Genomic DNA, 25,618 nt, shown 5'->3' on the forward strand with positions numbered 1-25,618 from the left:
CCCTGCTTTTTCTCTATGCGGCATGCTCTGATGCCCTTGAACTATCGTGACCGCCGATCCCCGACGCCAACCGCATGATCGCCTCTTCCGTCATCGCCTCGCCCTCGACTTCGCCTGCAACCCTGCCTTCGTGGATGACCAGCACCCGGTCGCACAGGCCGAGAAGCTCCGGCAGTTCCGACGAGATGACGACGATGCCGATGCCGGAGCGTGCGAGATCGCGCAGCAGCCGGTGAATTTCCGATTTGGCGCCGACATCGATGCCGCGGGTCGGCTCGTCCATCAGGATGACCTTGGGGTTAACCGCCAGTTGCTTGGCAATCGCCACCTTCTGCTGGTTTCCGCCCGACAGCGACGACATCGGCATGTCGATGCCACCCATCCGCACGCCGAGCCGGCGGACCAGGTCGCGGGCTCGATCCGCCTCGGCTTTGGAATTCAACAGCCCAAGCGGTCCGGTCAGTGATTTCAGATCGAGAACGGCAATGTTCTGGGCGACGGAAAGATCGAGGAATATGCCGGAGCCTTTCCGGTCTTCCGACAGGTAAACGACGCCTGCCTGCGCGGCCTGCGCATAGGACCGCGTCTGCAGCCGCTGCCCATGCAGTTCAACCTCGCCGGCAATCACCGGCCGCAATCCGCAAATACCTTCGGCGATCTCGGTGCGGCCGGAGCCGATCAACCCGCCGACACCAAGAATTTCGCCCTTGCGCAGTTCGAAGCTCACATCCGTGAAGCGGCTGCCGTCGCCGAGATCGCTGACGCTTAGAATGATCTCGTCGGTCCGCTCCGCCGGCGCCTGCTTTTCCGGATAGAGTTGGGTGATCTCGCGTCCAACCATGCGACGCACCACATCATCCGGCGTCAAATCCACCACCTTCTCCGTCGAGACATAGCGGCCATCGCGGAACACGGTGACCCGGTCGCACAGGCTGAAGGTTTCGGCCATGCGGTGGCTGATATAGATGATCGAAATACCTTGCGCCCTGAGGTCGCGGATGATCCCGAACAGGATCTGCGTCTCCGATTCCGTCAGCGCTGCCGTCGGTTCGTCGAAGATCAGCACCCGGCATTCGAGCGTCAGTGCCTTGGCGATCTCGACAAGCTGCTGGCTGGAAATCGACAGGTCGCCGACTTTACGGCGGACGTCGATCGGCGCCAGCCGGTTCATCACGACCTGCGCATCCCGCGCCAGCTTGCCATAATTCATGAAAGGCGAGCGGCGGCGGTTGGTAGCGGCCATGAACATGTTCTCGGCCACCGTCGCATCGGGGCAGAGCGCGATTTCCTGATGCACGAGGCCAAGCCCGAGCGATTGCGCCACGGTCGGCGACGTCACTTTTACCGGCGCGCCGTCGACAAGAACGTACCCCTCGGTCGGCTGCAGCACGCCGGCAATGATGTTCATCAGCGTCGACTTGCCCGCGCCGTTTTCGCCGCAAAGCGCATGAACCTCGCCTTTTTCCAGGCTGAAACTCACCTCCGTCAACGCCTTCACCGCACCGAAGTGCTTGCTGACATTGCGGATTTCCAGAACCGGCACCGACGCCATCATCGTCTCCTCTTCACGCTCGCGATGGCTGTCCGGGGATTCATGCCTCGGACAGCCGGCACCTACTGCGCCGCGCGTCGTTTCAGACGCGCAAAGGTCGCTGTAACGCTTTGGTCCGCTGCATAATTTGTCCTTAAGTCGATTCCGATTTCAGGAATTATGCAGTGGGCTTACTCATCGATGCCTTTGGTGCCCCGCCGTTTGAGGTACTTATCCCAGTAGAAGTCGTCGGCATTATCGGCCGTGACGATCGACAGGCCGTTGTCGACGAATGGAATACTCATCGGGTTGAAGCTGGCGCGCTTGGCGTCGTTCATCGGGTCGATGAGTTCCGGATGTTTGGCCAGCCACAGGAGCATGAAGCCCATGTAACCCTGCATGCCTTGGTTCGGGTTGATCGAGCCGAACACTTCGCCCGCCTTGATCATGTCGAGGATGTTGGCGTTGACGTCGGCGCACATCACCAGGATTTTGCCGCCGCTTTCCTTGTTGGCCTGCGAAGCGCCGATCGCCGAATTCGCTTCCGGCATGAAGACGGCGCCGAGGTTCGGATGTGCCTGCACCAGGCTCATCAGGCCCTGATAGGCCTTGTTCGGGTCCTGGTTGGAGGCAGCGCGGCCGACCAGCTTCATATCCGGATATTTTTCCTCCATACGGGCGATGAAGGCGGCGATACGCTTGTCGTGGTTGTCCTGGCCCGGATTTTCGAGAACGGCATATTCGCCCTTGCCACCCATCTTTTCGGCAATCGCGTCGGCCGCATAGGTGCCCTCACGGGTATTATCCGATGTGATGAACGAAATGCGCTTGGAGAGCGGCGCATCGGCCGCGAAGGTAACGACCGCCGTGCCCTGATCGATAGCCCGGTTGATCGGCTCGATAAACGGGTCGGAGTTCATCGGATGAACGAGGATACCGGCCGGGTTCTGGGCCAGCGCCTGGTCGAAGGTGGCAATCTGCTTGTTGACGTCATATTCCGGCGTGCCGGTATAAGCCGTCTCGCAACCGAGCTGCTGACCGGCCTGCTTGAACATCTCATAGACCGGAAACCAATATTCGACGCCCGAGACCATCACATTCATGACGTATTTTTCGCCCGGCTTGCAGCGGAACGGATTTTCCGTGTCTGCGCTGGCCACGCCAGCCAATAGTGTCGATGCGAGGACCGCCAATGCGGTCGTGCTTAGAAATCTGCGCAAGTTTCCTCCTCGAGGCCGAGGCCCCTCCCAAATATCCGGCGGCACCTGAGCGGCTGCCGATGATCCATTGAAGACCGGAGTTCCTCCTCGAAGTCCGGTATGGGCAGGTAATCCCAACGATAGAGAGCTGTCAATAAAATTCATGCACTGAAATATATTTCACATGAAATCACTGAAGGTCCGACTGTGTGCCCAATCGCTTTTCCTCGACGCAAAGAACGGCTAGCGGTGAAGGACGCCGGCTTCCTCAGCCGCAACTTTGAATGCCAATGCGGCAGCGGATGGATCTGCCCGCCCGTCAACGGCGTCCGTGCAGATCCTCTTCGCGACGGCGAAGGAGGCTGCTCTCTCACGCGGCCAACAGGTCATGAGATATGCGAGCGCGTCCCGGCTGCTGCGGATACTCTTAAGGTGGTCGCCATCCCCAATGATGACCTCAACGGGTTGGTCCCAAAAATCGCGGCGCATCGACATCTCTTCAGCTCCTTCAGCTATCGGCTGAACGTCATCTGCGCGGGCTCGTTCCAGCATAGGGCTTTAGTCCTATGAAGAGCCATCGACCGGACCAACACGCTACGGAACAATTCCATCGGCTAACGATCTGATTGGACCACGCTGCGCGTCGCGGGCGGTTCTCGTCCACTGGATTGTGATCCTCCTTGGCTATACAGCAAGGGAGGTATTCCGAGCCCATCCCATTAAGGTGCAATTCGTCTATGACAAAAAAAGTTTATCTGGCCGGTCCGGAGGTCTTCCTTCCAAACGCCCGTGAAATGCTCGACCGGAAGGCAGCGCTTGCGCGCGAGGCGGGACTTTTCCCACTCTCGCCCGGTGATCTGGAAATCCCGCACACGAACTCGAAGCGCGAGCGCGCAGCGGCAATAAACGCGGTGGACGAAAAGATGATGATGGAGGCTGACGCCATCATCGCCAATCTGACGCCCTTTCGTGGCATTGCCGCCGATACCGGGACGGCCTTCGAACTCGGATTCATGTGCGCAAGTGGTAAGCCGGTATTCGCCTACACGAATGTGGCCCGAGATCACAGCGGACGGGTGAGCGATCTTTACGGCGGGGCCCTCGCCTATGATGCCGACGGTCGACTGCGAGACCCGAACGGGATTGCCGTCGAGGATTTCGGCCTGGCCGACAATCTCATGCTGCACGCCGGGATCGAGCGGCGCGGTGGCGTCCTCATCGTCGGAGACGCGCCTCGGGATGCGCTCTATACCGACCTCGCCGCATTCAAGACGTGTCTCGCCATCGCCGTTGAAAAGCTGCGCTAAAATGCTTGGTTCAGGCGTTCGAGGTCGAGGATAAATCGCCCGAATTCGTTTATCTTCCGCGCAAAGCTATGAATTTGGTTCCCGTTCAAGCGCTGGCCTACCCGAGGATCTGATGCGGCAGCGTTAATCCGAAGGCTTCACGCGCCATCAGGCAGGCATCATCTCCAGGAACGCATTCGCGACAAACGACAGGCCGAATATCGTAAACGAGGCACGATGTCTCAAAACCGACCCGACCTGCCAACGCAGAGCAACGCGACCCGCTACAACGCATTCCCGTCTCATCTGCCGCAACGAAGCGCGGTGGCAGCAAATCGAGAGCAGCATCACTTTCCGTAGAAAATCTTGGCCAATCCGATGAAAAAGAGCAACACGCGCCGCAGCTTTGGCAATCTATATCGCTTAGTGAGTTCATACCCAACTCCTACCACGACACCCGCCCTTAACGCAAAGTGCTTGAAACAGAACTCGAAAGGGATATCGGACGACGCGCTCGCTTGCGGCTGAAGGCGATGGCCGCCGCAATCGCGACGGCCATCAAGCACTCGACTTAGCGTAGCGAACGGAACGCCGCCCGAACTTCGTTCGTGAAGATCGCGGGCTGTTCCCAAGCGGCGAAATGTCCGCCGTTATCAACCTCGTTGAAATAGATCAGGTTGCCGTAGGCTCGCTCTGTCCACGACCTCGGGGCTTGATAAATTTCCCCTGGGAAGACGCTGACCGCCACCGGCAACGTCGGGATCTTGTCGAGGGCATTGAAGTTGTTGGTATGGTCTTCCCAATAGATTTGGGCAGCCGAGGCACCGGTCTCCGTGAACCAGTAGAGCGAAATGTCGTCGAGCATCTCGTCGCGCGTCAGGACCTTTTCCGGCTGCTTGTCGCTAAATGTCCATTCAGCAAACTTGTCGTACATCCAAGCGGCCATTCCGACCGGTGAATCTACCAACGAATAGCCGATGGTCTGCGGACGGGTGACCATCATTTGCGCGTAGGCAGCGCTATCTCGGTAGAAGATCGCCAGCTTATCGAAACAAGCTCGCTCCTCCTCGTTGAACTCTTCGGGTGCGGCGGCGCCTGCAGCGAGGAGAGGTACGATTTCGCGCGGGACGATTGCAGGCATGGTGAGATGAATGCCCAGCAAACCGGGAACGTTCTGATGCGCCATGCGCTGCGAGATGACCGAGCCGCAATCGCCACCCTGGGAGACGTATTTTTGGTATCCGAGCCGGTCCATGAGCGTGCTCCATGCGCGACCGATGTGGTCGGAACCCCATCCCCGCACGTCCGGTTTACCGGAAAAACCGAAGCCCGGAATCGAGGGAACGACCAGATGGAAGGCATCCTCGGCCCTCCCGCCGTGCGCTGTCGGGTTTGTCAGCGGATCGATGACCTTGAGCATTTCAAGGATCGAACCCGGCCAGCCATGGGTCATGATCAACGGCAGCGCGTTCTCGTGCCTGGAGCGGACGTGGATGAAATGGATGTCGAGCCCATCGATTTCGGTAGTGAACATCGGAATGGCATTGAGCTTTTCCTCGACCTTCCGCCAGTCGTAACCGTCCTGCCAATAGTTCACGAGGGCGCGAAAACGGTCGAGCTGGACGCCCTGGGAGTCGTCACCGACGGTTTCCTTGGCGGGCCATCGCGCTGAGGCAAGGCGCTGCTTCAACTCTTGGAGAGCGCTGTCGGGAACGCTTACCTTGAAAGGTCGAATCTCGTGGGCTGCGCCAGTGGAAGCAAATGACATCGCAGGCTTTAATATCGTTGCAGTGCCGGCGATGGCGGCGGCCGCCAGAAAATTGCGGCGGTTAATATCAGGAGGGAGGGACGTCAAAGGGAAACTCCGTTTTAGGGTTGAATTTTCGCCCCAAGACGGTGCCTTTTTCATGTATCCGAGATATGTCCGAGGTCACGCCGATTTGTATCCGCAGATGTCCGGCATAGCGGCGAGGACGCCCCGCTAGGGAACGTGACGGGAGCACCGCGGCCCCAGCGATGGCGGCGATCAATCAAATTGCGGGTGAAACTAACCGTTGACATCGGCGGTGTTAAAGCTGAAGCCGACCTCGGCCGCGCCTGAGCGGCCCCTCTTGCAAGGACGCCATATGAAGACCAAGACGGCCGCAGCCAATGCCGGAAACCTGATCATGACCGGCGTCGTGCTGATGCTGCTCGGCGATCTGCTCTTTGCACTGAACGATGCGATGGGCAAGTGGCTGGTCGCAAGCTTTGCCGTCGGCCAAGTGCTGGTTATCCGCTCCGTCGGCGCTTTCGTCGTGCTCGGGCCGATGATCGCGCGACAAGGGCCGATGGCCCTGTTTCGCGTCGAACAGAAGGGCCTCCAGTTCATCCGGGTCGCCATGGCGACCGCCGATGTTGCCCTGTTCTACGCCGCCGTCGCCTATCTGCCGCTCGCAGATGTCATGACCTTCTATATGGCCGGGCCGATCTACATTGCGGCGCTCTCGCATTTCTTTCTCGGAGAGAAGATCGGCTGGCGCCGCTGGCTTGCCGTTCTGCTTGGCTTTGCAGGTGTCGTCATTGCACTGCGTCCATCGACGGCGATGCTGTCGCTTCCGTCGCTCTTCGGTCTTCTCGGCAGCCTTGCCTTTGCGCTGTCGCTGGTGATGAGCCGCTATCTACGTTCGACCAGCGATACGACGCTCGTGACATGGCAGACGATCGCCGCCCTGGCGACCGGCATCGTGTTGAGCATCGGCCATTGGCAGCCGGCAACACTCGTCGATTGGGCCGGCATGCTATTGCTCGGGATCGTCGCCTCCTGCGCGCACCTGCTGATCACACGCTCGCTGAAGCTCGCGCCGGCATCGCTGTTGGCGCCGCTGCAGTATACGCTGCTGCTCTGGGCGATCATTCTGGGCTATTTCTTCTTCAATGATATTCCCGATGCACAGATCGTCATCGGCGCCGCAATCATCGTCTTTGCCGGGCTCTTCATCTTCCACCGGAAGAACCTGAAAGAGACGGTTCCGGTCGAAGCCGTCCCGCCCGACGGCCATTGAGGGTATAGCGCCGCTTATCTTCAGCTTTGCATAGGACGCTGCTGTAACCCCTGGAATTCCTGCATACTTCCATCCTTAAACCTTGCGGGAATAGATCAAAAGGATGGAGGCTTAGTCACGTAGGCTTTCCACGGAACAATTTGGACGCCTGCACGCTACTCCCGAGCATTCAAACCCGGGAGATCGCAATGGCGTCCATGACCCTCGAAGACCTATCCTCACAACTGAAGAAGATCGATTTCTGCATGCTGTCGACGAACGCCGGGTCGGGCTGCATCTCGGCCCGACCGATGAGCAATAATGGCGACGTCGAATATGACGGGGATTCCTGGTTCTTTTCGTATGAGGACAGCAGGAAAATCACGGAGATCGAAGGCATCGACATCGTCTCGCTGACGTTCACGGCACCTCCCAGCCTCCTCGGCAAACCGGGGATTTTCATCGCTGTCGAGGGCTTCGCCTCGCTGGTGCGGGACAAGGCGGCGTTCGAAGAACATTGGGTGCCCGATCTCCAGCGGTGGTTTCCTGAAGGTGTGGACACTCCCGGGATCGTTCTTATCAAAGTTTCGGCGTCCTCCATCCGGTACTGGGATGGTGAGGAAAACGGCGAGGTCACCCTACCCGGCTCAGCGAGTTAAGACAGTGGCACAAAGGGGTGCCCTACTCTGCGGGCGGCTCCTCACAGCCGAAGACGCTCCGGCCGCCGAAATCGGCGGACTGGCGGAATTCGCCGGCGATAATTTCCTTGAGGTCTGGACCGGTGACGTAGCGTTCCATCTGCCTGGATTGGTCATCGAGGCGCTTCAGCGCCTGCAGTTCCTCCTCCCGTCCGAGCCTGCCTTTCTGTACCGCCGATTTCATCACGCCGATCGTCTCGTCATAGACTTTGAGCGGCACTGGGAAGGGATGGCGGTCCTTGCCGCCATGGGCGATCGAGAAGCGCGCCGGATCGGAAAAACGGCAAGGCGCGCCGTGGACGACTTCGGCCACCAGGGCCAACGCATTCACGGTGCGGGCACCGACACCTGGAACCAGCAGCAGCTCTTCGAAATCCGCCGGTCCACGGTCGGCTGCGGCGGCCAGATTTCCGTGCAGGCGCCTCATGATGATGTCACTTTCGCGAACGTCGTGATGGGTCGGCATGATCAGGTGCGGCAGCATCGGTTGTTCGTCAGGCTCGGGCGCCGGGTGCTCAACACGCAGCAGCGCGGCGGCCTCGCGAACGATCCGGTCGGGACCGAGCGTCGCCAGCAGATCGAGTTGGCCACGCCGAGAACGCTCGGCGCGCCTGTCGGCCAGATTGACGATCTCGCCCTGGCTCCTGCCCTCGATGGCCGCATGCGGCGAGTCGACGAAGCTCTCCAGCCCTTCCGACAGCCAGTGATAGCGCCGGGCCTGCCGCTTGTCGCCATTCATGCCTTGCTGCACGACCACCCAATGGCCGTCATCGGCGACGATGAAGCCGTGCAGATAAAGATCGAACCCGTCCTGAAGGGCGGCGCTGTCGACCTTGGCAATGAGACGGCTCGTCGTCGCCAGCCCCTCCCCATCGAGACCGACCCGTTCGCCGATCGACAGCAGCTCCTGCGGGGTCTTGCGCGACTGCGCGCCGCGGCCGCCACAGACATGCAGGCCGAGTTCGCCGGCGCGCGGCTTCAGTCCGCGTTTCAAGGCGCCGAGAACGCTGGTGGTGATGCCGGAGGAATGCCAGTCCATGCCCATGACCGCGCCGAAGGACTGGAACCAGAAGGGATGCGCAAGCCTGCGCAGGAATTCGTCGCGGCCATAGTGATGAACGATCGCCTCGGTGATCAGCGTACCGAGTCGCGTCATCCGGTCGCCCAGCCAATGTGGCACACGTCCCCCGTGAAGCGGAAGATCGGCACTGCCTGCTCGTTGTGACATCGCGTTTCCTTAGGCTTTCTATCGCCGGACGAAGTCAGCCCGGCCGCCTCTTCCGCCACCGCAGGGAACCCAGAAATATTCCAAGCGTTTGTTTCCCCAGTTAGAGGCAGAGGCAATCATGACCGCAATTGAGAACGTCTTCAATCATCCGACGCTGACACAGGCAAAATTGCCGGCGCTGGTCGGCCATAAAAGGCAAGATTGCAGTGGGTTTGACCTGCAAGGGAGTGCCGCGAAGGCGGCCTTCCTGATCAACGGCAACAGCTATTTTGCCGAGCTGGCGCGGGCGCTACGGCAGGCGCGGCGCACTGTCTGGATCATCGGATGGGATTTCAATCCCGACATCCTGATGGAACCCGATAAATCCGAGGAGACGCTTGCCGACCTGCTGCACGGTCTCGCGGCGGAAAATCCCGAACTGGAAATACGCATCCTCGTCTGGGCGCTCGGCCCCCTCTATTCGAACAAGTCCCTGCAGCTGTTTCGCAAGAAGAATTTCCCGAAGAATGCCCGGATCGATCTGCGCTTCGATTCTGCGCGGGCAGTCGGCGGCTGCCATCATCAGAAACTCGTCTGCATCGACGACGCGGTCTCCTTCATCGGTGGGATGGATCTGACGGCGCGGCGGTGGGACACTTGGCTTCATCGCGCCAAAGACAAACTGCGACGTGATCCCGCCGGCGTTTCCTACGACCCCCTGCACGATGTTCAAGCGATGGTCACGGGCGACGCGGCCAAGCTGATCGGCGATATCGCCAGGCGGCGCTGGGAAGACGCCACCGGCGAAAGCCACTCGCCGCTGGTCGCGAGCGCGCCTTTCGTCTGGCCCGATGATCTGCCGGTTTCGATCGGAGATATTTCGGTCAGCTTCGCGCTGACGGAACCCTCGACGGCCTTGCGGACCGGCGTAAGCGACGGTATCGACATGACACTTGATGTGATCGCCCGGGCGAAGCGATCACTTTACATCGAAGCACAATACCTCGCCTCCTTCCGCGTCGCGGAGGCCATCGCCGCCGGGCTTGAGGAGGAAGACGGGCCTGAAGTCATCATCATCTGTACGCGCAGCTCTCACGGGCTGATCGAAAAGCTTGTCATGGGCAATAATCGCGACCGTGTCATCCGTCGCCTCAAACGCGCTGATCGCGCTCATCGGCTGCGCATCTACTATCCCGTTGTTCCGGGGCCGGTCATGCCCAAAGCCACTGCCCCTGGGCGAGCCCCGCTGGCGTCGAGCACAGAAGTGGAGGTGCTCGTCCACTCCAAGCTGATAATTGCCGATGACAAATTGGTGCGCATCGGCTCGTCCAACATCAACAACCGCTCGGAAGCAATTGATACCGAATGCGATATGCTCTTGGAGGCCGACGGCGAGGATCAACGCCGGGGGATCGTGGATCTTCGCAACAGCCTGCTTTCGGAATACCTAGGAAGGGCGGCCGAGACCTTTGCTGCAGCCTTCGCTCGGACAGGATCGGTGATCGAAGCGATCGAGACGCTGAATGATGGTCGCCGCGGCTTGCGCGAGTTTGCAGTCGACATGGCCGGCAGCACCAAGCCAGTCATGGGAACCGCGCTCTTCGACCCGGGTCGGCCCACCACACTGCTAAGCCGACTGGGCCTCGGCGCCTTCGTCCGCCGTCTCGTTCGCTCCACGTGATCGGCGGCGAAAGACGACCTCGCTGATTGCGAGTAGCGTTGCGCCAAGCGCCAGCGGAATGAAGAAATAGACGCAGCGGAATGCGATCAGCGCGCCGATGGATGCTTCCTTCGGCACCGCATAGGAGACGGTCGCCTCGAGCACGCCGAGACCACCTGGAACATGCGTTGCAAGAATTGCCGAGTTGGCGAGCACGTAGGCTGTTACCGATCTGAAGAAGGCAACATCGCCGAAGGCTGAGAGCATCTGGTGGAGACAGGCAGAAACGAACCCGAAGTTGATCGTGCCGACCCCAACTTGCGCGACCGCTATCGAAAATCGCGGCAACTGAAAGGACCAGCGCCAAAGCCGCAACTTGCTGCGGATGAAAAACGCCAGCCCCGCGTAGACGACCGGCACGATGAGCGCCAGCAAGCCGAAGATGCGCACACCGGCCGGATCGAGCCGCAGCAGGCGCCCGGCGTCGCCGGGATTGATGATCATCGCCAGGCCGCCAAGCGTGATCAGCCCCAGCCCGACTGTGATGCCGCAAAACAGGATGATATTGGCGACATCCTCGGTCGTCAGCCCCCAGCGCGAATAAAAACGGTAGCGGAAGGCGCCGCTGCTCAGTCCGGCAAAACCGATATTGTGGCCGAGCGACAGGCTGATGAACGAAGCCAACGCGATTTTGGGATAAGGCAAGGATTTGCCGAGTGAACGGATCGCCAGGAGATCGAAACAGCCAAGACATAGATAGGATGCCGCCGCAAACAGCAGGGCTACGCAGAAATTCGAAAAAGGTATGCTGCGAACCGATTGGACGATCTGCTCGAGGCTGTACTGTTGGAAGATGCGGTAAAGAAGGAAGACCGCGAAACAAAGGGCAGCAACGAGCAGTCCATTCCAGATCATGTTTTTCAAGCTCATCGATTGTCCTCAGGAGTGCAAACGGGATGGTTCGATAATCTGGAACGATCAAATGAGTTTTGTGTTCCCCTGGGGAACGAGATCCATGTCCCCAAGGACAAGCTTCAGCGGACTCATGTCGGAAAAAACGATCAAACTCTTAACCTATAACGTGCACAGCTGTATCGGCAACGACCGCAAGCTCGATCCCGGACGCATTGCTTCAGTCATCGCCGAGGCGGAAGCCGACATCATCGCTCTTCAGGAGGTCGATGTCCTCAGGCGCAGGACCGGCGGCATCGACCAGGCCCATACGATCGCCGCGCTTCTGGAGATGCAGGCTCATTTTCATCCGGCGCTGTCGATTGCCGAAGAGCAGTATGGCGATGCGATCATCACCGCGCTGCCGACTGGCGCGGTCAAGGCCGGCCCGCTGCCATCCATCGGCGAACAGCGCGGTGCCCTTTCGGTCGAAATACTGGTCGGCGACAGAAAACTGCTGGTCGTCAACACCCATCTTGGCCTTCGCGGCCGCGAGCGCATGCGGCAGATGACGACGCTGTTGAACTCGGGCTGGCTGCGCGGGACAGCGGGCGAATCTCTCCCCACCATCCTTTGCGGCGACTTCAACGCCATTCCGGCATCGGCGACTTACCGACTTGCCACTCAGTCATTGAAGGATGCTCAGCGCGAAGGCAAGGCCACACCAAGAGCAACCTTCCCTTCCCGCTATCCGCTGATGCGCCTTGACCACATTCTCGTTTCCGACGATCTCGTCGTCAAACAGGCGACGGTCCTGGAAAACCGACTGACAAGGGTCGCCTCTGATCACCTGCCTCTCCTTGCGGAAATTAGTTTCGCCTAAACGGACGCCGAGAGAAGGCGATTGAAGCAGAAGTGTGCCGTGCCCGATGTCCCGTTAGAGGACGATGTTCACCTGACGGACTTCCGTTTCATCGCGGCCGCCACCAACGGTAGCGCCGTCGTCGCCACGGTTCCGAGCGGCAGCCGCGTGATGCCTCTGGTGACGACGAATGTTGCCGCCATTGCGCCGGCCAGCTTGAGCCAGGGCTGATTGCCAAGCTGCGCGTGGGCGCTTGCATCGGCCCAGCGGACGTTCGCCGCAACGACGGTCGCAGCCTGATGTTGGATCACCTGAAGGCGGGCGCGGAGGTTTTCGAGTTCTTCTCTCAGTTCTCGCAGACGGCCTTCCAGGGCATGATTGTCAGAGGCCAGGAGAGGCTCCTCAAAGGTGCCTCCAACTGGAGCATGACCACCGAGCGTCGCGATATAAGCCCGATATTCGGCCTCGCTCGCGAAGCCCTCACGCCTGATGAGATCGGGATTGGCGTTTGCATCTTCGAAAGCAGCCGGTGCGGTGCCGGTATTGTCGCGCCTGTCCAGGTTTGTGCCGATGTCCCCGAGTTCGTCCTTGAACATGATGGATCTCCAGTTGTTCCTGGCGATAGAACGCTCGACGGCTCAGAAGGATGCATCGGACGCCGGTCGCGGTTCGCAACGGCGCCGAGTCGGACTTCCGCTCCTTCCACGACCGTCATCCTCGCGACGCGCTGAAACGTTCGGGCCGAAACTCCGCCAGCAGCGGATGACGGCGTCCGGTGGCGATCTCGTCGGCCAGCAGTTCACCGGCGATCAGGCCGAGGGTGGCGCCACTATGGCTGAAGGCGACGAAGTAACCCCAGATCGACGGCAGTTCGCCAAAGACCGGCTCGCCATCGCCCGGAATGGGCTTTGGGCCGACCCCATAATCTTCGATCTCGAGCGTCGGGTTGCCTTCGAGAACTTTTGACGCCTCGCGCAGCAGCCCGTCCAACGTCGATTGTCTGACTTCATAGCCGCCGTCCGGCGTCACTTCGACCTCTTCCTCGGACCAGGCGGAATCGAGGGCGAAGCCGCCATTCGGCATGGGTCGGATGGCGACGCGGGGGGTGTTGAGCACGGCCTTCAGCGAATGGCGGATCGGCTTGGTCCTGACGAGAAGCGCGACCGGCGTTGCATCGTCGATATGCTGGCCGGCTTCGGCAACGATTGCCGGAACGGCGCCGCCCGCGGCGAGCAGCACAGACTCCGCGTCCCAGTGTCTGCCGTCCGCTGCGCTCACGCCGCAGACACGGGCGCCTTCGACATCAATCGCCGCGCGCCCGGCGTCCGTCACGACCTCGCCGCCGAGCGAACGGAATTCCTCCGCGAGAAGGCCGATCAGCGAGGGAAGATCGACCCAACCTTCTCCGGGATTGAAGATCGCGCCCTGCGGCGTCACCGCACCGGCGTCGACGCCGGGCGTCGCGCCGGGAATGTTTTCCTGGGCCAGCCATTGCGCGTGATAGCCGAGGTCGCGCTCGAAGTCGAAGACCTCGGCTATCTCATTGCCGGCGTCATCGGCATCCCAGGTCAGGCCGCCATCGAAACGCAGCCAGGGCGCATCCGGATATCGGGCAGCAAGGGTGCGATAACGGTCGATGCCGGCGAGGCGCAGCCGGTGATAGGCATCAGAGCGTTTCCGGGCCGAATTGAGCCAGGCGAGCGAACGGCCGGAGGCGCCATTGGCAAGCGGCCCATCGCTGACGAGCACGGTGGCGATCCCGAGGCGAGCGAGATGGACAGCCGTCGAGACGCCGAATATGCCGCCACCGATGACGACGACCTTCGAAGGTTTGGGGGAAGCATTCATGTCGATAACCTTGTTTCCTGCTATGTCGAACGAATTCCATGCATCCGTCGTAGGAGCCCTCAGCGGCATGCCTCGCGTCAGGGGCTAAAGCGCGTCGCGATCTTTCAGATTCGTTCCTCGCGCTTTGGCTCTTTGTTTTTTGCGCATGTCGTTGCCGCAAAACCGCTGCACACTTTTGCGCGACATGCTTTAGAGGACTTCCGCAAGGAAGCGTTTCAGCCGCTCGCTGTGGGGATTGTCGAAGATTTGCCCCGGGCAGCCGGCTTCGACGATGCGGCCCTCATCCATGAAGACGACCTGGTCGGCCACCCTGCGTGCAAATCCCATCTCATGCGTCACCACGGCCATCGTCATGCCCTGGCGGCCGAGAGCTGCCATCAAGTCGAGAACGCCTTTCACCAATTCGGGATCGAGCGCACTCGTCACTTCATCGAACAGGATGAGTTCCGGATCCATCGCAAGAGCACGCGCGATGGCGACGCGCTGCTGCTGCCCGCCAGACAGACCTGCCGGGCGATGATTTCTGCGCTCGGCAAGACCGACCTCGGCCAAACGCGCCTCGGCAATGCGTCGCGCCTCCTGCCTCGACATCTTCTTGATCTTCGTCAGTGAAAGCATGACGTTCTCAAGCGCGGTGTGATCGGGAAACAGGTTGAAGTGCTGGAACACCATGCCCACGCGCCGGCGCAACCGCTCTGGTTTCATGGCCAGAATGCTGGCGCCATCGAGCAGGATGTCGCCGCCTTTCGGTTCCACCAGCCTATTCATACAGCGCAGCAGCGTCGATTTTCCCGAGCCGGAAGGACCGATGATGCAGGTGACGGTACCGGCGGCGATGTCGAGATCGACACCCTTCAGCACATCGAGATTACCATAGGCCATGGTGAGATCCCGGACGTTCAGGGCACCACCCTTGAAGCGCGGTTCGGTCTGCTCGACAGATTTTGCCGGGGGTTGCGGACCGGCGGCGCGCATTTCGCTCACCTCGACCAATCCACTCGCAACACCCGAGCTGCGGCCTTGTTTTCCCAGGCGCAGTCGCACATCGATGTAATTGACCAAGTGAGTGAGCGGCACGGTGATGACGAGATAGAAGACGCCCGCCAGCAACAAGGGCGACAGATTGCCCGTTACGACAGCTTGATCCTGCCCGACGCGGAAGATCTCCCGCTCGGAGGCGAGCAATCCGAGAAAATAGACGAGGCTGGAATCCTTGACGTTTCCGATGAATTGATTGACCAGCGCCGGCAGAACCCGCCGGATGCCTTGCGGGATGACGATCAAGCGCATGCCCTGCCCGTAGCTCATGCTGAGCGCCCGGCAGGCTTCCATCTGGCCGCGCTCGACGCTTTGGATGCCTGATCGGAAGATTTCGCCGATGTACGCCCCGGCAATCAGGCTGAGCGCCAGGATGCCGAGCGGAAATGGCGACGGACCGAAGATCTCCCGTCCGATCCGGGCAAAACCCTGACCGATGATCAGGATCGTGACGATCGCCGGCAAACCGCGGAAGACATCGGTATAGACGCGCGCGGGCAGCCGCAGCCAGCGGGACTGCGAGATACCCATGACGGCGAGAGCCATGCCGATAACGACGCCGAGCACGGTCGAGGCGGCGGCCAGGATCAGGGTATTCTTCAGGCCGACGCTGATCATGCTCGGTAGCACTTCGGCCATGGCGTCCCAGTCCAGGAAGCTGCGGCGCAGATTTTCAAGCCAGTTCATCGAGATCCTCATCGAAGCCCAAGCCGGGCATGAAACCGTCCGCCGGAGCGGACGGCTTACGACGTTACTTCTTGGGAAGGTACTGGTCCGGCATCGGCGAACCGGGGAACCATTTTTCATAGAGGGTCTTCCAGGTGCCGTCCTGCATCGCGTCGTGAAGAGCTGTGTTCAACGCCGTGCGGAAGGCGTCATTTCCCTTGCGGATCACGAAGCCCGCTGGCGCATCGAAGGACGGGATGTTGACCGCAATCTTCAGCGCGGGATAGCGCTCGCCATATTGATTGGCAGCCTCGTAGTCGAGAAAATGCGCATCGACCGTTCCGTTGTTGAGGGCAGCCACGGCGGAATTGTTGTCGGGGAATTTCACGAGATCGGCCTCACCGAAATTCTTGGCCGCATAGACTTCCTGCAAGGTCCCCTGCACGACGCCGAGACGCCTGCCCTTGAGGCCGTCGGCATCCTTGATGCCGGAATCCGCCGTCAGGACCGAGAGATAACCGGCAAGATAGCCGTCGGAAAAGTCGACGGTCTTCTTCCGGGCTTCGGTGGTTCCGATCGCCGCGACAGCAACATCGAACCGTTCGTTTGCCACCGACGGCAGAAGTGCGGAGAATTCCTGGCCCGTGAACGTGACCTTGTCTTTCGGAATGCCAAGGCGGGAGACGACGTTGAGAAACAACTCGATATCGAAACCGGTGAACTGGCCGTCCGCCGTCGCAAACGTATAGGGCTTGGCATCGCCCATCGTGCCGACGCTGATCACCCCGGGCTCGATGAGGCTATAGGGATTGTCGGCCGCGGCCGCAGAGCCGGCCCCCATCGCCAGAAGGCACGTCAGAAGGCCAGCCCGCAATGGAGCCGCGACGGCCGCGAAAGATTCAAAAGGCTTCATGTTCGTTCTCCGCTCTGAAGGGATGCTCTTGTCGGCATTCGTTATCATCCGGTCTCGTCGCCCGTGCGACGAAGACTTCTGGACAAGATACCGGTCTTCTATATAAAGAGACCGGTCTCACGACATATTTGATATCTGTCAATTGACCGGCCGTCAACAACTCTTGTAGTGCTGCGCCATGGAAGATTCCGCTGCCCCGAAACGTTCAGTCACGGTTGCCGACGTCGCGAAGGCAGCAAGGGTCTCGAAGGCGACGGCAGCCCGCGTGCTCGGCGGCTATGGCGTCGTCAGCGACAAGATCAAGGATCAGGTGACGGCGGCCGCCGCCGCGCTCGAATACCGCCCGAACGAGCTCGCCCGAAGCATGAGCACGGGACGCTCAGGCATTATCGGCGTGGTGGTCGGCGATATCGAGAATGCTTTCTTCAGCCTCGCCGTGCGCGGCATTACCGATGCAGCCCGGCTTGCGGGCTTCAACGTCATCATCGCCAATTCGGGCGAACAGATCGATGCGGAAAAATCGGCGGTCGACCTGCTGATCGGTAAACGCGTCGATGGCCTGATCGTCACGCCGGCCCGCTGCGATCGCCTCGATCACCTGCAGCACGTCCGCCGCGCCGGCGTGCCATTGGTTCTATTCGACAGGGCCATCCCGGAGCTTGATGTCGACGCCGTGACCGGGGATGACAGGGATGCGGCACTCACCGCGACAAGGTATCTGATCGGCCAGGGCCATCGCCGCCTCGCCTATATCTCCGCCATGGACGCCGAGGACGGCGGGCTCACTGATCTCGGGCGGATATCAAATTCCGCCGTGCGCGAACGCATGGAAGGCTTCGTCAGCGCTCTGACCGAGGCGGGTTTGCCGAACCCTCTTCATTACATCCGGCTCGGCGCCACGAACCAGCAGCAGACAAACGCCGTGATAAAACGCCTGCTCTCGGAGATATCGCCGCCGACGGCGCTGTTGGCATCCGACAGTCTCGTGGGCTTGCGCATTTTCAAGTCACTGCAGTCGCTCGGCTTGTCGATCCCTCAGGATGTCTCGATGATTTCGTTTCTGGACGCCGACTGGACCAGCGTCACCGTTCCGCCGATCACCATCGTCGACCAGCGCGTCTACGAACTGGGCAAACTCGCCGGCGAACGGCTCGTCGCCCGCATCGAACGCACCCCGCTTGCCGTCGAACGTCTGCGCGTTGCCACCAGCCTCGTCGTGCGCGGCTCCGTTGCGACGATCGGCCGGTAAAATCTGGGTTAAAGCGCGTCGCGCTTCAGGTTTTGTCTTTACGCATGTCGTTGCTGCAAAACCGCTGCGCACTTTTGCGCGACATGCTTAGTCGTACAGCTCGCCATGACCAATCTGCTCTTGCCTAGCGGAAGCATCGCTGATGACAGGGTCATCAGCCGGATCGGGATCTTTCTTGTTGGCGTCGCTCAGAAATTGCGCGGCCTTAAGCAGCGCCGCGGTTATCTCTCCGGTTGCCCATCCGGACTCATTGGCGACGGCAATCAGTCTTTCCAATGCGTCGCGCGCGGCCTCGGTTGCCTGTTCAAAGCGTTGCGCGGGAGCTTCGGTTTTCGGCGGTGGAAAGGTCATCGGCATTCACTCCATTAGGTCTGACTGTAGGAGAGGAACGCAGCCTGCGGGAAATGGATGCACAATCATGCCGATTTAGCCAGCGGATGCCTTGTCACGCGGCAGAGACAAGAGGTGGCGACGGTTTCTCCAGGTCAGATGACCGTCTGCAACAGGAACGGAGAGCGCTCCAGCGGACGCTGGGCGAGAATCCTCAGCATCGCCGGGCCTTGTATGCCAGTCGTCGTCGTCGAGCGACCGTCGTGATAGACCACCGTCATGACTCGGCTGAGGCTGTCATATCTGATCTCTGCGATCGTGCGTGTGTGAACCGGAAAGATGAATTCGTGGGGCTGAGATTTTCGCCGGGAGGTCTTCGAGGTCATCGTGATGCCCCATCGAAACAAAAGGAGGATTGCCCCAGCCGTCCACGGCTCAGGACACGCGTGATAGTCGACAGCACATCCCTCATCGAATGTCTCCAATGCGCTTAAAAATCGATCAAACAACAGAGCGGCCGGTTCCCGCCATCAGAACGGCAATCGCTAGGTCTGAGACCTTAGCCTCATCCCAACCATGCCGATCAAGCACATATTGTTTCCATGGTCGCGTGACATCGGCGTGACACGCAGATCGCGGCTCGAAAACACGTCCGGAACGGGCTCCGTGAATTGTCAGCTCTACCTAAGGCAGCGACAGCCCATCAATGCAATGTTCTGTATATGCCGTAGGCTCGTGCGGCCTGCGGCCAACATTCGACGGCGCGTGCAAGTGACCGAATGGCTTCCTCCACGACGAAAACCGCATCCCCGAGCCGTTCGATCTCGCAATCGAGTTCATACACTTCAACTTCGTCAAGGTCTTCACTCTTCAGCAGCTGCTTGCTTGCCTCGATCAGGCGCTCCGTACGCTGAACAATATCAAGAGCGCTCCGTATAATGATGTCGAGCATGCGGTTGCCCTCGCTTCGATGAGCAAGTGTCGGGCATAATCGCGATGCTGACAATCCTGAAATCTTGTCAGATGCGCTCGCGGATCGTGTCGTAAAGATCCCTCAACTCGCGCAGCGATTGATGGCGATGGCGCGGCAGAGAAGCGCGGCGTCCAGCGAAGGCGAACGCACCCGCAACGGCCGCAACGAGGATGAGCGTCGAAGCCGGATAGAGCTTCACAGCCGCTTCCGTCTGCCGCATTGCTTTCCGGGCGCCTCCCTTTAACGATCGGGCACCATCGAACACCTGCCGCTGGAGCGCGTCGATTTGCTGTCGCAACGCGCTCAATTCCTCACGCAGGCCCTGATCAGGCTGCCGGGGAATGCCGACCGAGGCCGCGTTCGTATCGATGATGGCTTTCGGCACCGGTTCGCCGATCTTGGCTCCTTTGGTGTCGAGGGTCGTCGTCTCAGTGCTCTTGCGTCGCGGCACGATCAATTCTCCTTCCCCTGGGGGTAAAATCATCCTGTTCTAGTTATCGTCGAGCGAGAAGACCGGCCGATAGTGGCGCTCGGCGATCAGCAAGCTCCGATCAGGCCGGATGATGTAAATCTCCTCGACCTGGCGTCCCCATTGATCTGTAAAGCTGTGCGGGAAGGAAGAACCCACGGGCGATTTCGTCAACTTCGTGCGAGGCTGACCATGATAGGTGATGCTGCCGGGAATGGGGGCCAGTCCCGCCGACGCGTAATCGCCTGCACCGGTCGTGCAGCCCGTCAGAATAACGGCAAAAACCAGCCCAAACCCTATGCTCCGCTTCATGGAACCTCCAGCTGTTCCCGCCTTTGCGCGTTACTTATTTCATCGCTAATGTAACAAGAGACGATAGAGATTGTTCCATATTTCGGCTGGAAACGTCATGACACACGTCTTCAGGAGATCGAGCTTGGGACTGGCATCGCGCGTTCAAGGCCAGTCTTAGACGCGTGCCTCACGCGGCGACATCAGGAATGCGCAGGCCAAAAAGCGCGGCATATTTACAGAGCTTCTCCCAAGGCACATCGCCGACCGGCACGCCCTCTTCCAACGCCGAGCGGCGCCTGCGGGCTGCGCTGTCACCCGGCATGCGGACCGGGCCATCGTTCCACGGCGCGGATGGGTTGCTGCGGCATGCAGAGGCGAGATAATCGGACTGCGCGGTAAAGGCGTCCAGCCCGGCGAAAAAGGCGGGGTCGATGACCTGAATAAATGCGCTTTGCGAAAACACACCGGGCGGCGCGTTCGCCCGTCCCTTGCCGGAAAGCCCCTGCCCCAGCAGTTCGACGATCAGCCCGAACCCAAAGCCCTTGTGTCCCTTCAACTGACCGCCGAGGGGCATCATTGTCCCGCCACGTTCGGTCACGTCGCGCGGATCATCGGTCGGCTCGCCCGCGGCGGTGAAGGCCCAGGCCTCGGGGAATTTCTTGCCGGCTTTCGCCAGGTTTTGCGTCATCGTCGTGGTGGTGATCGAGGCGGAGACGTCGATCAGAATCGGATCCTCGGATGTCGGAAAGCCGGCCGCCATCGGGTTGGGGGTCAGGAGCGGCTTTGTGCCGCCATAGGGCGCGACTCGGCTTGCCGCGGGATGCGATACCGACAGCTGAACGATGAGGCCCTGTTCGGTAACCTGCCGCATGAAGGCTGACAGTGCGCAGGTGTGATGGCAGTTTCGGATTGCGGCGGTGACGACGCCATGATCGCGTACGCGTTCGCAGGCCTGGTCGATCGCCTTGGTCAGCAGCCATGCGCCGGGCAAAGATTTGCCGTCCCACACAAAGGCTGCGCCGCGGTCATTGACCACCTCGTAGCTACCCGACTTCGCCAGCGAACCATCTTCCAACGCTTCGACATACCAGTTCAAAAGGCTGACGCCATGCGTTTCGTGGCCGATCATGTCGCCTTCCACCAGGACGGCGGCTGTGATTTTGGCCTTGTCGGGTTCCATCCCGGCGCGGATCAATATCTGCTCGGCGAATTGGGTGAGGTCAATGCGGTCAATCAGCGGCATAGGCATCCATCCGTCATGTCATCGAAAGCGCGGGCCATTCAGGGAAGGCGGCCCGCGCGTCAATCCGCAAACCGGCTTACTTGAAGCGGATCTGCGATAGCTGCAGCTCGGAATTCGTCGCGATCGTCGGCTTGAAATCGAGACGCGGCGAAACGCGGGTGAATCCGACCATGTGAAACATCGGGATATCGGCGATGATCTCGGTGTTCACCTTGGCGAAAAGCTCCTTCCAGAGTTTTGTGCGCGCGTCTCCGGTGGCTGAGGTCGCCTTGGCGATGAGGGCGTCGACTGCGGGATCCCGAACCATGGAGTGAGAGCCGTCGGTCGCGTATTTCACGAAGGCGGTGAAGACGGGATCGCCGGTCGCGTTATCGTGCTGCGACTGCGTCAGCGTCGGACCGGAATCGGCGACGAAAGGTGCCACGAAGTAGCCGTTCCACACGGAAACGTCATACATATCGAGCTTTACGTTCAAACCGACGTCCTGAAGCATGGCCATCATCGCTTCCATCGCTTCGGTGGCGTTCGGATATTGCCCGTTGCGGCCGATGATGCGAATCTCTTGATCGACCGGGACGCCGTCAGCTTTCGCCGCCTTGACCAGTTCCTTTGCTTTTTCCGGGTCATAGGGCCAGACGGGAATATCGGCATTGTAACCGATCGTTGTGGGTACGACGAGCTGTGTGGCGATCTTCGCCTGTTCAGGGAACAGCGTTCCGAGCATTGCCTGACGATCGATGGCGAGGTTCATCGCCTCGCGAATGCGCCGGTCGTTGAGGGGTGCCGCGCGCGTATCGATGCGCAGCGATGTCGTCTCCGAATTCGGATAAGCGAAATCTGTTTCCTTGTTGGTGGCATCCTGCACCGATACGGCCGGAACGATATCGGCTTCGCCGGCATCGACCATGGCGGCTGCGACCGCGCTGTCGGAGCGGAACAGATAGGTCGCCTGTTCCACCTGCGGTTTCTCCCCCCAATAGTCCGGATTGCGCTTCAGCACGATCGACTGGCCGATATCCCATTTGTCGAACGTATAGGGGCCAGTGCCGATCGGTTTGCGGGTGAATTCGTCTGCTGGTGTCGCCTCGGCTGATTCCACGGCCATCACCGTCATCAGCAGCGGAAGAATCGGCTGCGCCGGTTTTGTGGTAATGCGGATCGTGTTAGCATCCGGCGTCTCGAAGCTGAATTCCGTGCCGCCGAAATATTTGCCGCCGGTCTCACAGCTGAGCTTCTTGTTCTTGTTGCGCTCGATCGTGAACTGGACGTCTTTGGCGGTGAACGGCTTGCCATCGTGCCATTTGACATTCGGGCGCAGCTTGAATTCCCAGGTGTCGTCGTCGATCTTCGACCATTCCGTCGCCAGACGGGGTTTGAGGCCGCCGTTGACGTAGTCGAATTCGACCAGCATCTCGTTGACGTTCTCGGAAATGACCCGGCCGACGTCCTGGCGCGCCGCCATGCAAGGCTCGACGACATCGACGGTTTCGGCAAGCACAACAGTCACGTTGCTCTTGGCATCCTCAGCGTGAGCCGAGCCACCGCTCAGCCCGATCATCGTGGTTGAAAAGCAGACAGCTAGCAAATGCAGTTTCATTTCGTTCTCCTCCCATGCGCCGTCGGCGCTCCTCAAGCGAATCTTCGTCCCATTTCCGGTGATGCGGCCCTCGCCTCCTCCTGCAAAAGCCGATCTAATGCATAAGTGCACTAATATACTAGTTGAGAGGAGCGATCAAGCGCGACACCCGAAACACGGGCGCCCACCCTGTCTGAAACGCTCGATTTCTAGCCGGCCGAAACAAACAGTCCGCGCGACATCTCGACCTCATCATCGGTAAGATCGGTCGGCGGCGCAGGCATTGATCTGCCTCGAAGCCGGCGAATGATCTTGCGAAGTTCCGTCGCGGCGCGATCAATTTGCTTTTCCCCGGTTTCAGTTGCGCAGGTCTTGGGGCAGCAGGCCGGCGGGGAAATTCTGGTAGGAAACGGGGCGCAGAAACCTGCGGATCGACATGGTCCCGACGCTGGTCGCGCCGAAATTGGTCGAGGCCGGATAGGGGCCGCCATGAACCATGGAATCGACGACCTCGACGCCGGTCGGGAAGCCATTAACCAGCAATCTGCCCGCCTTCCTTTCGAGGATCGGCAGCAGCTCGCGGGCAAGACCAAGATCGGCGTCGTCCATATGGATCGTCGCGGTCAACTGTCCCTGGAAGCTTTCGGCAAGGGAGAGCATCTCTTCTTGCGAGCCGACGCGCACCACGAGGCCGAGAGAGCCGAACACCTCTTCGCTGAGCGAATGATCGGCAAGCCAGGCCGAGCCATTGGTCTCGAACAGGTTCGGGGCTGCATCCCGGCCAGCGCTCTTTCCAGTGAGAACCGGTGCGACTGCATTGCTTGCCCGCATCCGATCGACACCGTCGTGATAGGCGGTGGCGATGCCTTGAGTCAGCATCGTCTGCGGCGCCACCTTTTCAAGCGCCGACTTGGCAGCGCCGGCGAACCTGTCCGCCTCCGGCCCATCGACCACGACGGCAATACCGGGTTTGGTGCAGAACTGGCCGGCGCCAAGCGTCAGTGAGCCGGCCCAGCCTGAACCGATCGCCTCCGCCCGGGCAGCGGTCGCGGCCGGCAGCAGGAACATCGGATTGACGCTGCCGAGTTCCCCGAAAAACGGGATCGGCTCTGGACGCTGGGCGCAAAGATCGAACAGCGCACGACCACCGACCAGCGATCCGGTAAAGCCGACGGCCTTGATGGCGGGATGCGTCACCAGAGCCGTGCCGACGTCGCGGCGCCCGCCCTGGATCAGGCTGAAGACGCCAGCCGGCATTCCGGTGCGTTCGACAGCAGCGGCGATCGCCTCGGCAATGATCTCACCGGTGCCGGGATGGGCTGAATGTCCCTTCACCACGACCGGGCAGCCGGCAGCAAGCGCGGCTGCCGTATCGCCGCCGGCCGTCGAGAATGCCAGCGGAAAATTCGAGGCGCCGAAGACGGCGACCGGGCCGATCGGCCGCTGTACCAGGCGGATCTCGGGCCGCGGCGCCGGTTGGCGATCCGGTTGCGCCGCATCGACGCGCGCGTCAAGATGCGTACGCTTGCGGATATGCTCGGCAAACAGCTTGAGCTGGCCGGTGGTGCGAGCGCGCTCGCCATTCAGCCGGCCCTCCGGGAGCCCGGTTTCCTGAGTTCCGATGAGCGTGACGGCCTCGCCGCGTCTGTCGATCTCCTCGGCGATCGTCTCAAGGAAAATGGCGCGCTCCTCGCATGTCTTTGCTGAAAACGCCGCAAAGGCACCTTCGGCAGCGCGGCAGGCGCGGTCGACCAGATCGGTCGTGCCGACGGCGAAGTCATGCGCCGGGCCGTGCGCCGGCTCGGAGCGAAATGTCGTCGTTCCGGCAATCCACTCGCCGGCGATGAAATGTCTGCCTGAAGGGGTCCAGCTCATTGTTATCCTCCTCGGCGGAGCCTCGCTCCGTCCTGATGCGGTGATCCGTTGTCCAAGATGCCGGCTTTAGTGGCCATTCACCTTCCGCCATTCGGCAAAGAGCGTCAGGTTGCTTTCGTCGGTGGCCGGATAGAGGCCGATGATCGTATGTCCTTGCTTGACGCGCTCGGTGACGAAATCCTCGTAAGCGGTCATTTCCACCGCTTCGTCAGCGATCTCGTCGGCGATCTCGGCCGGGATGACGATCACGCTGTCGTCGTCGCCAACCATGATGTCGCCCGGGAAGACCGCCACATCGCCGCAGCCGATCGGCACGTTGATGTCGATCGCCTCGTGCAGCGTGAGATTGGTCGGGCTGGAAGGACGATTGTGATAGGCGGGAATATCAAGGCCACCGATCGTCACGGCGTCGCGGAAACCGCCATCGGTGACGACGCCGGCACCGCCGCGCATCATCAGGCGGGTAATCAGAATATCACCGGCGGAGGCTGCTCGCGGATCCTTGCGGCTGTCCATCACCAGAACATGGCCGTCGGGGCAGGTCTCGATGGCAAGCCGTTGCGGATGTTTCGGGTTTCGAAAGACGTTCATCGCGTTGCGGTCCTCGCGCGCCGGCATGTAGCGCAGCGTGAAGGCCGGCCCCACCATATTGCGGCCCTTCGGCTGCACGGGCCGAACATCCTGGACCGTCTGATTTCTCAAGCCGCGCTTGAACAGCGCCGAGCAGAGGGTCGCGACCGAGACGCCCATCAGCTTTTCACGGGTTGCGGGGTTCATATTTCCTTCT

General features: G+C 60.5%; 26 protein-coding genes. 6 read left to right on the plus strand and 20 right to left on the minus strand.

The window, feature by feature from the left end:
* Positions 1-13: 13 nt before the first annotated feature.
* From HJB82_RS02380 to HJB82_RS02390, 3 genes are all read right to left on the minus strand, one after another.
* Positions 14-1,552, minus strand: coding sequence for a sugar ABC transporter ATP-binding protein (locus tag HJB82_RS02380; RefSeq protein WP_221139511.1), 1,539 nt, complete (start codon positions 1,550-1,552; stop codon positions 14-16).
* 170 nt (positions 1,553-1,722) lie between these two features.
* Positions 1,723-2,751, minus strand: a complete 1,029-nt coding sequence (locus HJB82_RS02385; protein WP_221115067.1) for a substrate-binding domain-containing protein — start codon at positions 2,749-2,751, stop codon at positions 1,723-1,725.
* A gap of 222 nt (positions 2,752-2,973) precedes the next feature.
* Entirely contained in the window at positions 2,974-3,282 is a 309-nt protein-coding gene (locus HJB82_RS02390) for a DUF982 domain-containing protein (protein WP_311044110.1), read from the minus strand.
* 185 nt (positions 3,283-3,467) lie between these two features.
* Between HJB82_RS02390 and HJB82_RS02395 the strand changes: the two genes are divergently transcribed.
* Positions 3,468-4,037, plus strand: coding sequence for a nucleoside 2-deoxyribosyltransferase (locus tag HJB82_RS02395; RefSeq protein WP_207584738.1), 570 nt, complete (start codon positions 3,468-3,470; stop codon positions 4,035-4,037).
* 97 nt (positions 4,038-4,134) lie between these two features.
* On the opposite strand, the gene HJB82_RS02400 is transcribed toward HJB82_RS02395, so the two are convergent.
* Complete coding sequence (locus tag HJB82_RS02400) at positions 4,135-4,452, minus strand: YkgJ family cysteine cluster protein (protein WP_207584737.1); 318 nt, start codon at positions 4,450-4,452, stop codon at positions 4,135-4,137.
* Positions 4,453-4,587: 135 nt separating this feature from the next.
* The gene (locus tag HJB82_RS02405) at positions 4,588-5,871 is read right to left on the minus strand and encodes an epoxide hydrolase family protein (RefSeq protein WP_221139512.1); all 1,284 of its coding nucleotides are present in this window, start codon (positions 5,869-5,871) and stop codon (positions 4,588-4,590) included.
* Positions 5,872-6,142: 271 nt separating this feature from the next.
* Between HJB82_RS02405 and HJB82_RS02410 the strand changes: the two genes are divergently transcribed.
* Both HJB82_RS02410 and HJB82_RS02415 read left to right on the plus strand, forming a co-directional pair.
* Complete coding sequence (locus HJB82_RS02410) at positions 6,143-7,060, plus strand: DMT family transporter (RefSeq protein WP_221115069.1); 918 nt, start codon at positions 6,143-6,145, stop codon at positions 7,058-7,060.
* 188 nt (positions 7,061-7,248) lie between these two features.
* Positions 7,249-7,698, plus strand: coding sequence for a pyridoxamine 5'-phosphate oxidase family protein (locus tag HJB82_RS02415; RefSeq protein ID WP_221115070.1), 450 nt, complete (start codon positions 7,249-7,251; stop codon positions 7,696-7,698).
* 22 nt (positions 7,699-7,720) lie between these two features.
* Here the strand turns inward: HJB82_RS02415 and HJB82_RS02420 are convergent, their stop codons facing one another.
* Positions 7,721-8,965, minus strand: coding sequence for a DUF763 domain-containing protein (locus HJB82_RS02420; RefSeq protein ID WP_221139513.1), 1,245 nt, complete (start codon positions 8,963-8,965; stop codon positions 7,721-7,723).
* Between the two features lie 118 nt (positions 8,966-9,083).
* Between HJB82_RS02420 and HJB82_RS02425 the strand changes: the two genes are divergently transcribed.
* Positions 9,084-10,625 (plus strand): phospholipase D-like domain-containing protein, encoded by a 1,542-nt coding sequence (locus HJB82_RS02425; RefSeq protein WP_221139514.1) that lies wholly within the window; start codon positions 9,084-9,086, stop codon positions 10,623-10,625.
* Here HJB82_RS02425 and HJB82_RS02430 read toward each other — a convergent pair.
* Entirely contained in the window at positions 10,572-11,534 is a 963-nt protein-coding gene (locus tag HJB82_RS02430; RefSeq protein ID WP_207584731.1) for a lysylphosphatidylglycerol synthase domain-containing protein, read from the minus strand. The two genes, HJB82_RS02425 and HJB82_RS02430, sit on opposite strands and share 54 nt — an antisense overlap.
* Positions 11,535-11,649: 115 nt before the next feature.
* On the opposite strand from HJB82_RS02430, the gene HJB82_RS02435 reads away from it, so the two are divergent.
* Positions 11,650-12,378, plus strand: a complete 729-nt coding sequence (locus HJB82_RS02435; RefSeq protein ID WP_207585196.1) for an endonuclease/exonuclease/phosphatase family protein — start codon at positions 11,650-11,652, stop codon at positions 12,376-12,378.
* Between the two features lie 68 nt (positions 12,379-12,446).
* Here HJB82_RS02435 and HJB82_RS02440 read toward each other — a convergent pair whose 3' ends face one another.
* The 4 genes from HJB82_RS02440 to HJB82_RS02455 all read right to left on the minus strand — a co-directional run bounded on the left by HJB82_RS02440 (position 12,447) and on the right by HJB82_RS02455 (position 16,822).
* Positions 12,447-12,953 (minus strand): hypothetical protein, encoded by a 507-nt coding sequence (locus tag HJB82_RS02440; RefSeq protein ID WP_207584730.1) that lies wholly within the window; start codon positions 12,951-12,953, stop codon positions 12,447-12,449.
* A 115-nt stretch (positions 12,954-13,068) separates the two neighbouring features.
* Positions 13,069-14,205, minus strand: coding sequence for an FAD-binding oxidoreductase (locus HJB82_RS02445; protein ID WP_221132565.1), 1,137 nt, complete (start codon positions 14,203-14,205; stop codon positions 13,069-13,071).
* A gap of 189 nt (positions 14,206-14,394) precedes the next feature.
* Positions 14,395-15,930 carry an amino acid ABC transporter permease/ATP-binding protein gene (locus tag HJB82_RS31875; RefSeq protein ID WP_221115073.1) on the minus strand — a complete coding sequence of 512 codons (1,536 nt, stop codon included), beginning with the start codon at positions 15,928-15,930 and terminating at the stop codon, positions 14,395-14,397.
* A gap of 64 nt (positions 15,931-15,994) precedes the next feature.
* Entirely contained in the window at positions 15,995-16,822 is an 828-nt protein-coding gene (locus tag HJB82_RS02455) for an ABC transporter substrate-binding protein (protein WP_221139515.1), read from the minus strand.
* 178 nt (positions 16,823-17,000) lie between these two features.
* Between HJB82_RS02455 and HJB82_RS02460 the strand changes: the two genes are divergently transcribed.
* A complete protein-coding gene (locus tag HJB82_RS02460; RefSeq protein WP_221132563.1) occupies positions 17,001-18,071 on the plus strand; it encodes a LacI family DNA-binding transcriptional regulator in 1,071 nt (356 codons plus the stop codon).
* An 87-nt stretch (positions 18,072-18,158) separates the two neighbouring features.
* On the opposite strand, the gene HJB82_RS02465 is transcribed toward HJB82_RS02460, so the two are convergent.
* The 9 genes from HJB82_RS02465 to HJB82_RS02505 form a co-directional block, all read right to left on the minus strand.
* Complete coding sequence (locus HJB82_RS02465) at positions 18,159-18,422, minus strand: hypothetical protein (protein ID WP_207584725.1); 264 nt, start codon at positions 18,420-18,422, stop codon at positions 18,159-18,161.
* A gap of 134 nt (positions 18,423-18,556) precedes the next feature.
* On the minus strand, positions 18,557-18,787 hold the full coding sequence (locus tag HJB82_RS02470) for a hypothetical protein (protein WP_221115074.1): 231 nt from the start codon (positions 18,785-18,787) through the stop codon (positions 18,557-18,559).
* Positions 18,788-19,104: 317 nt separating this feature from the next.
* On the minus strand, positions 19,105-19,353 hold the full coding sequence (locus HJB82_RS02475; protein ID WP_221132562.1) for a hypothetical protein: 249 nt from the start codon (positions 19,351-19,353) through the stop codon (positions 19,105-19,107).
* Positions 19,354-19,420: 67 nt separating this feature from the next.
* Positions 19,421-19,825, minus strand: a complete 405-nt coding sequence (locus HJB82_RS02480) for a hypothetical protein (RefSeq protein ID WP_207584722.1) — start codon at positions 19,823-19,825, stop codon at positions 19,421-19,423.
* 39 nt (positions 19,826-19,864) lie between these two features.
* Entirely contained in the window at positions 19,865-20,155 is a 291-nt protein-coding gene (locus HJB82_RS02485; RefSeq protein WP_207584721.1) for a hypothetical protein, read from the minus strand.
* A gap of 169 nt (positions 20,156-20,324) precedes the next feature.
* A complete protein-coding gene (locus tag HJB82_RS02490) occupies positions 20,325-21,386 on the minus strand; it encodes an Ldh family oxidoreductase (RefSeq protein ID WP_221139516.1) in 1,062 nt (353 codons plus the stop codon).
* 70 nt (positions 21,387-21,456) lie between these two features.
* Positions 21,457-22,977, minus strand: coding sequence for an ABC transporter substrate-binding protein (locus HJB82_RS02495; RefSeq protein WP_207584719.1), 1,521 nt, complete (start codon positions 22,975-22,977; stop codon positions 21,457-21,459).
* A 336-nt stretch (positions 22,978-23,313) separates the two neighbouring features.
* Complete coding sequence (locus tag HJB82_RS02500; RefSeq protein WP_221139517.1) at positions 23,314-24,831, minus strand: aldehyde dehydrogenase (NADP(+)); 1,518 nt, start codon at positions 24,829-24,831, stop codon at positions 23,314-23,316.
* Positions 24,832-24,897: 66 nt separating this feature from the next.
* Positions 24,898-25,608: a ribonuclease activity regulator RraA gene (locus tag HJB82_RS02505; protein WP_221139518.1), complete on the minus strand. Its 711-nt coding sequence runs from the start codon at positions 25,606-25,608 to the stop codon at positions 24,898-24,900.
* Positions 25,609-25,618: the final 10 nt, after the last annotated feature.

The sequence above is a fragment of the Rhizobium sp. NZLR10 genome (genome assembly GCF_019685125.1).
Lineage (GTDB): Bacteria > Pseudomonadota > Alphaproteobacteria > Rhizobiales > Rhizobiaceae > Rhizobium.

What these genes read in the sequence shown, in the direction of transcription:
- HJB82_RS02380 (WP_221139511.1), bottom strand. Translation starts at nt 1,552, where the DNA reads ATGGCGTCGGTGCCGGTTCTGGAAATCCGCAATGTCAGCAAGCACTTC.
- HJB82_RS02390 (WP_311044110.1), bottom strand. Translation starts at nt 3,282, where the DNA reads ATGCTGGAACGAGCCCGCGCAGATGACGTTCAGCCGATAGCTGAAGGA.
- HJB82_RS02395 (WP_207584738.1), top strand. Translation starts at nt 3,468, where the DNA reads ATGACAAAAAAAGTTTATCTGGCCGGTCCGGAGGTCTTCCTTCCAAAC.
- HJB82_RS02400 (WP_207584737.1), bottom strand. Translation starts at nt 4,452, where the DNA reads ATGAACTCACTAAGCGATATAGATTGCCAAAGCTGCGGCGCGTGTTGC.
- HJB82_RS02410 (WP_221115069.1), top strand. Translation starts at nt 6,143, where the DNA reads ATGAAGACCAAGACGGCCGCAGCCAATGCCGGAAACCTGATCATGACC.
- HJB82_RS02415 (WP_221115070.1), top strand. Translation starts at nt 7,249, where the DNA reads ATGGCGTCCATGACCCTCGAAGACCTATCCTCACAACTGAAGAAGATC.
- HJB82_RS02420 (WP_221139513.1), bottom strand. Translation starts at nt 8,965, where the DNA reads ATGTCACAACGAGCAGGCAGTGCCGATCTTCCGCTTCACGGGGGACGT.
- HJB82_RS02425 (WP_221139514.1), top strand. Translation starts at nt 9,084, where the DNA reads ATGACCGCAATTGAGAACGTCTTCAATCATCCGACGCTGACACAGGCA.
- HJB82_RS02430 (WP_207584731.1), bottom strand. Translation starts at nt 11,534, where the DNA reads ATGAGCTTGAAAAACATGATCTGGAATGGACTGCTCGTTGCTGCCCTT.
- HJB82_RS02435 (WP_207585196.1), top strand. Translation starts at nt 11,650, where the DNA reads ATGTCGGAAAAAACGATCAAACTCTTAACCTATAACGTGCACAGCTGT.
- HJB82_RS02440 (WP_207584730.1), bottom strand. Translation starts at nt 12,953, where the DNA reads ATGTTCAAGGACGAACTCGGGGACATCGGCACAAACCTGGACAGGCGC.
- HJB82_RS02445 (WP_221132565.1), bottom strand. Translation starts at nt 14,205, where the DNA reads ATGAATGCTTCCCCCAAACCTTCGAAGGTCGTCGTCATCGGTGGCGGC.
- HJB82_RS31875 (WP_221115073.1), bottom strand. Translation starts at nt 15,930, where the DNA reads ATGAACTGGCTTGAAAATCTGCGCCGCAGCTTCCTGGACTGGGACGCC.
- HJB82_RS02455 (WP_221139515.1), bottom strand. Translation starts at nt 16,822, where the DNA reads ATGAAGCCTTTTGAATCTTTCGCGGCCGTCGCGGCTCCATTGCGGGCT.
- HJB82_RS02460 (WP_221132563.1), top strand. Translation starts at nt 17,001, where the DNA reads ATGGAAGATTCCGCTGCCCCGAAACGTTCAGTCACGGTTGCCGACGTC.
- HJB82_RS02465 (WP_207584725.1), bottom strand. Translation starts at nt 18,422, where the DNA reads ATGACCTTTCCACCGCCGAAAACCGAAGCTCCCGCGCAACGCTTTGAA.
- HJB82_RS02470 (WP_221115074.1), bottom strand. Translation starts at nt 18,787, where the DNA reads ATGACCTCGAAGACCTCCCGGCGAAAATCTCAGCCCCACGAATTCATC.
- HJB82_RS02475 (WP_221132562.1), bottom strand. Translation starts at nt 19,353, where the DNA reads ATGCTCGACATCATTATACGGAGCGCTCTTGATATTGTTCAGCGTACG.
- HJB82_RS02485 (WP_207584721.1), bottom strand. Translation starts at nt 20,155, where the DNA reads ATGAAGCGGAGCATAGGGTTTGGGCTGGTTTTTGCCGTTATTCTGACG.
- HJB82_RS02490 (WP_221139516.1), bottom strand. Translation starts at nt 21,386, where the DNA reads ATGCCTATGCCGCTGATTGACCGCATTGACCTCACCCAATTCGCCGAG.
- HJB82_RS02495 (WP_207584719.1), bottom strand. Translation starts at nt 22,977, where the DNA reads ATGAAACTGCATTTGCTAGCTGTCTGCTTTTCAACCACGATGATCGGG.
- HJB82_RS02500 (WP_221139517.1), bottom strand. Translation starts at nt 24,831, where the DNA reads ATGAGCTGGACCCCTTCAGGCAGACATTTCATCGCCGGCGAGTGGATT.
- HJB82_RS02505 (WP_221139518.1), bottom strand. Translation starts at nt 25,608, where the DNA reads ATGAACCCCGCAACCCGTGAAAAGCTGATGGGCGTCTCGGTCGCGACC.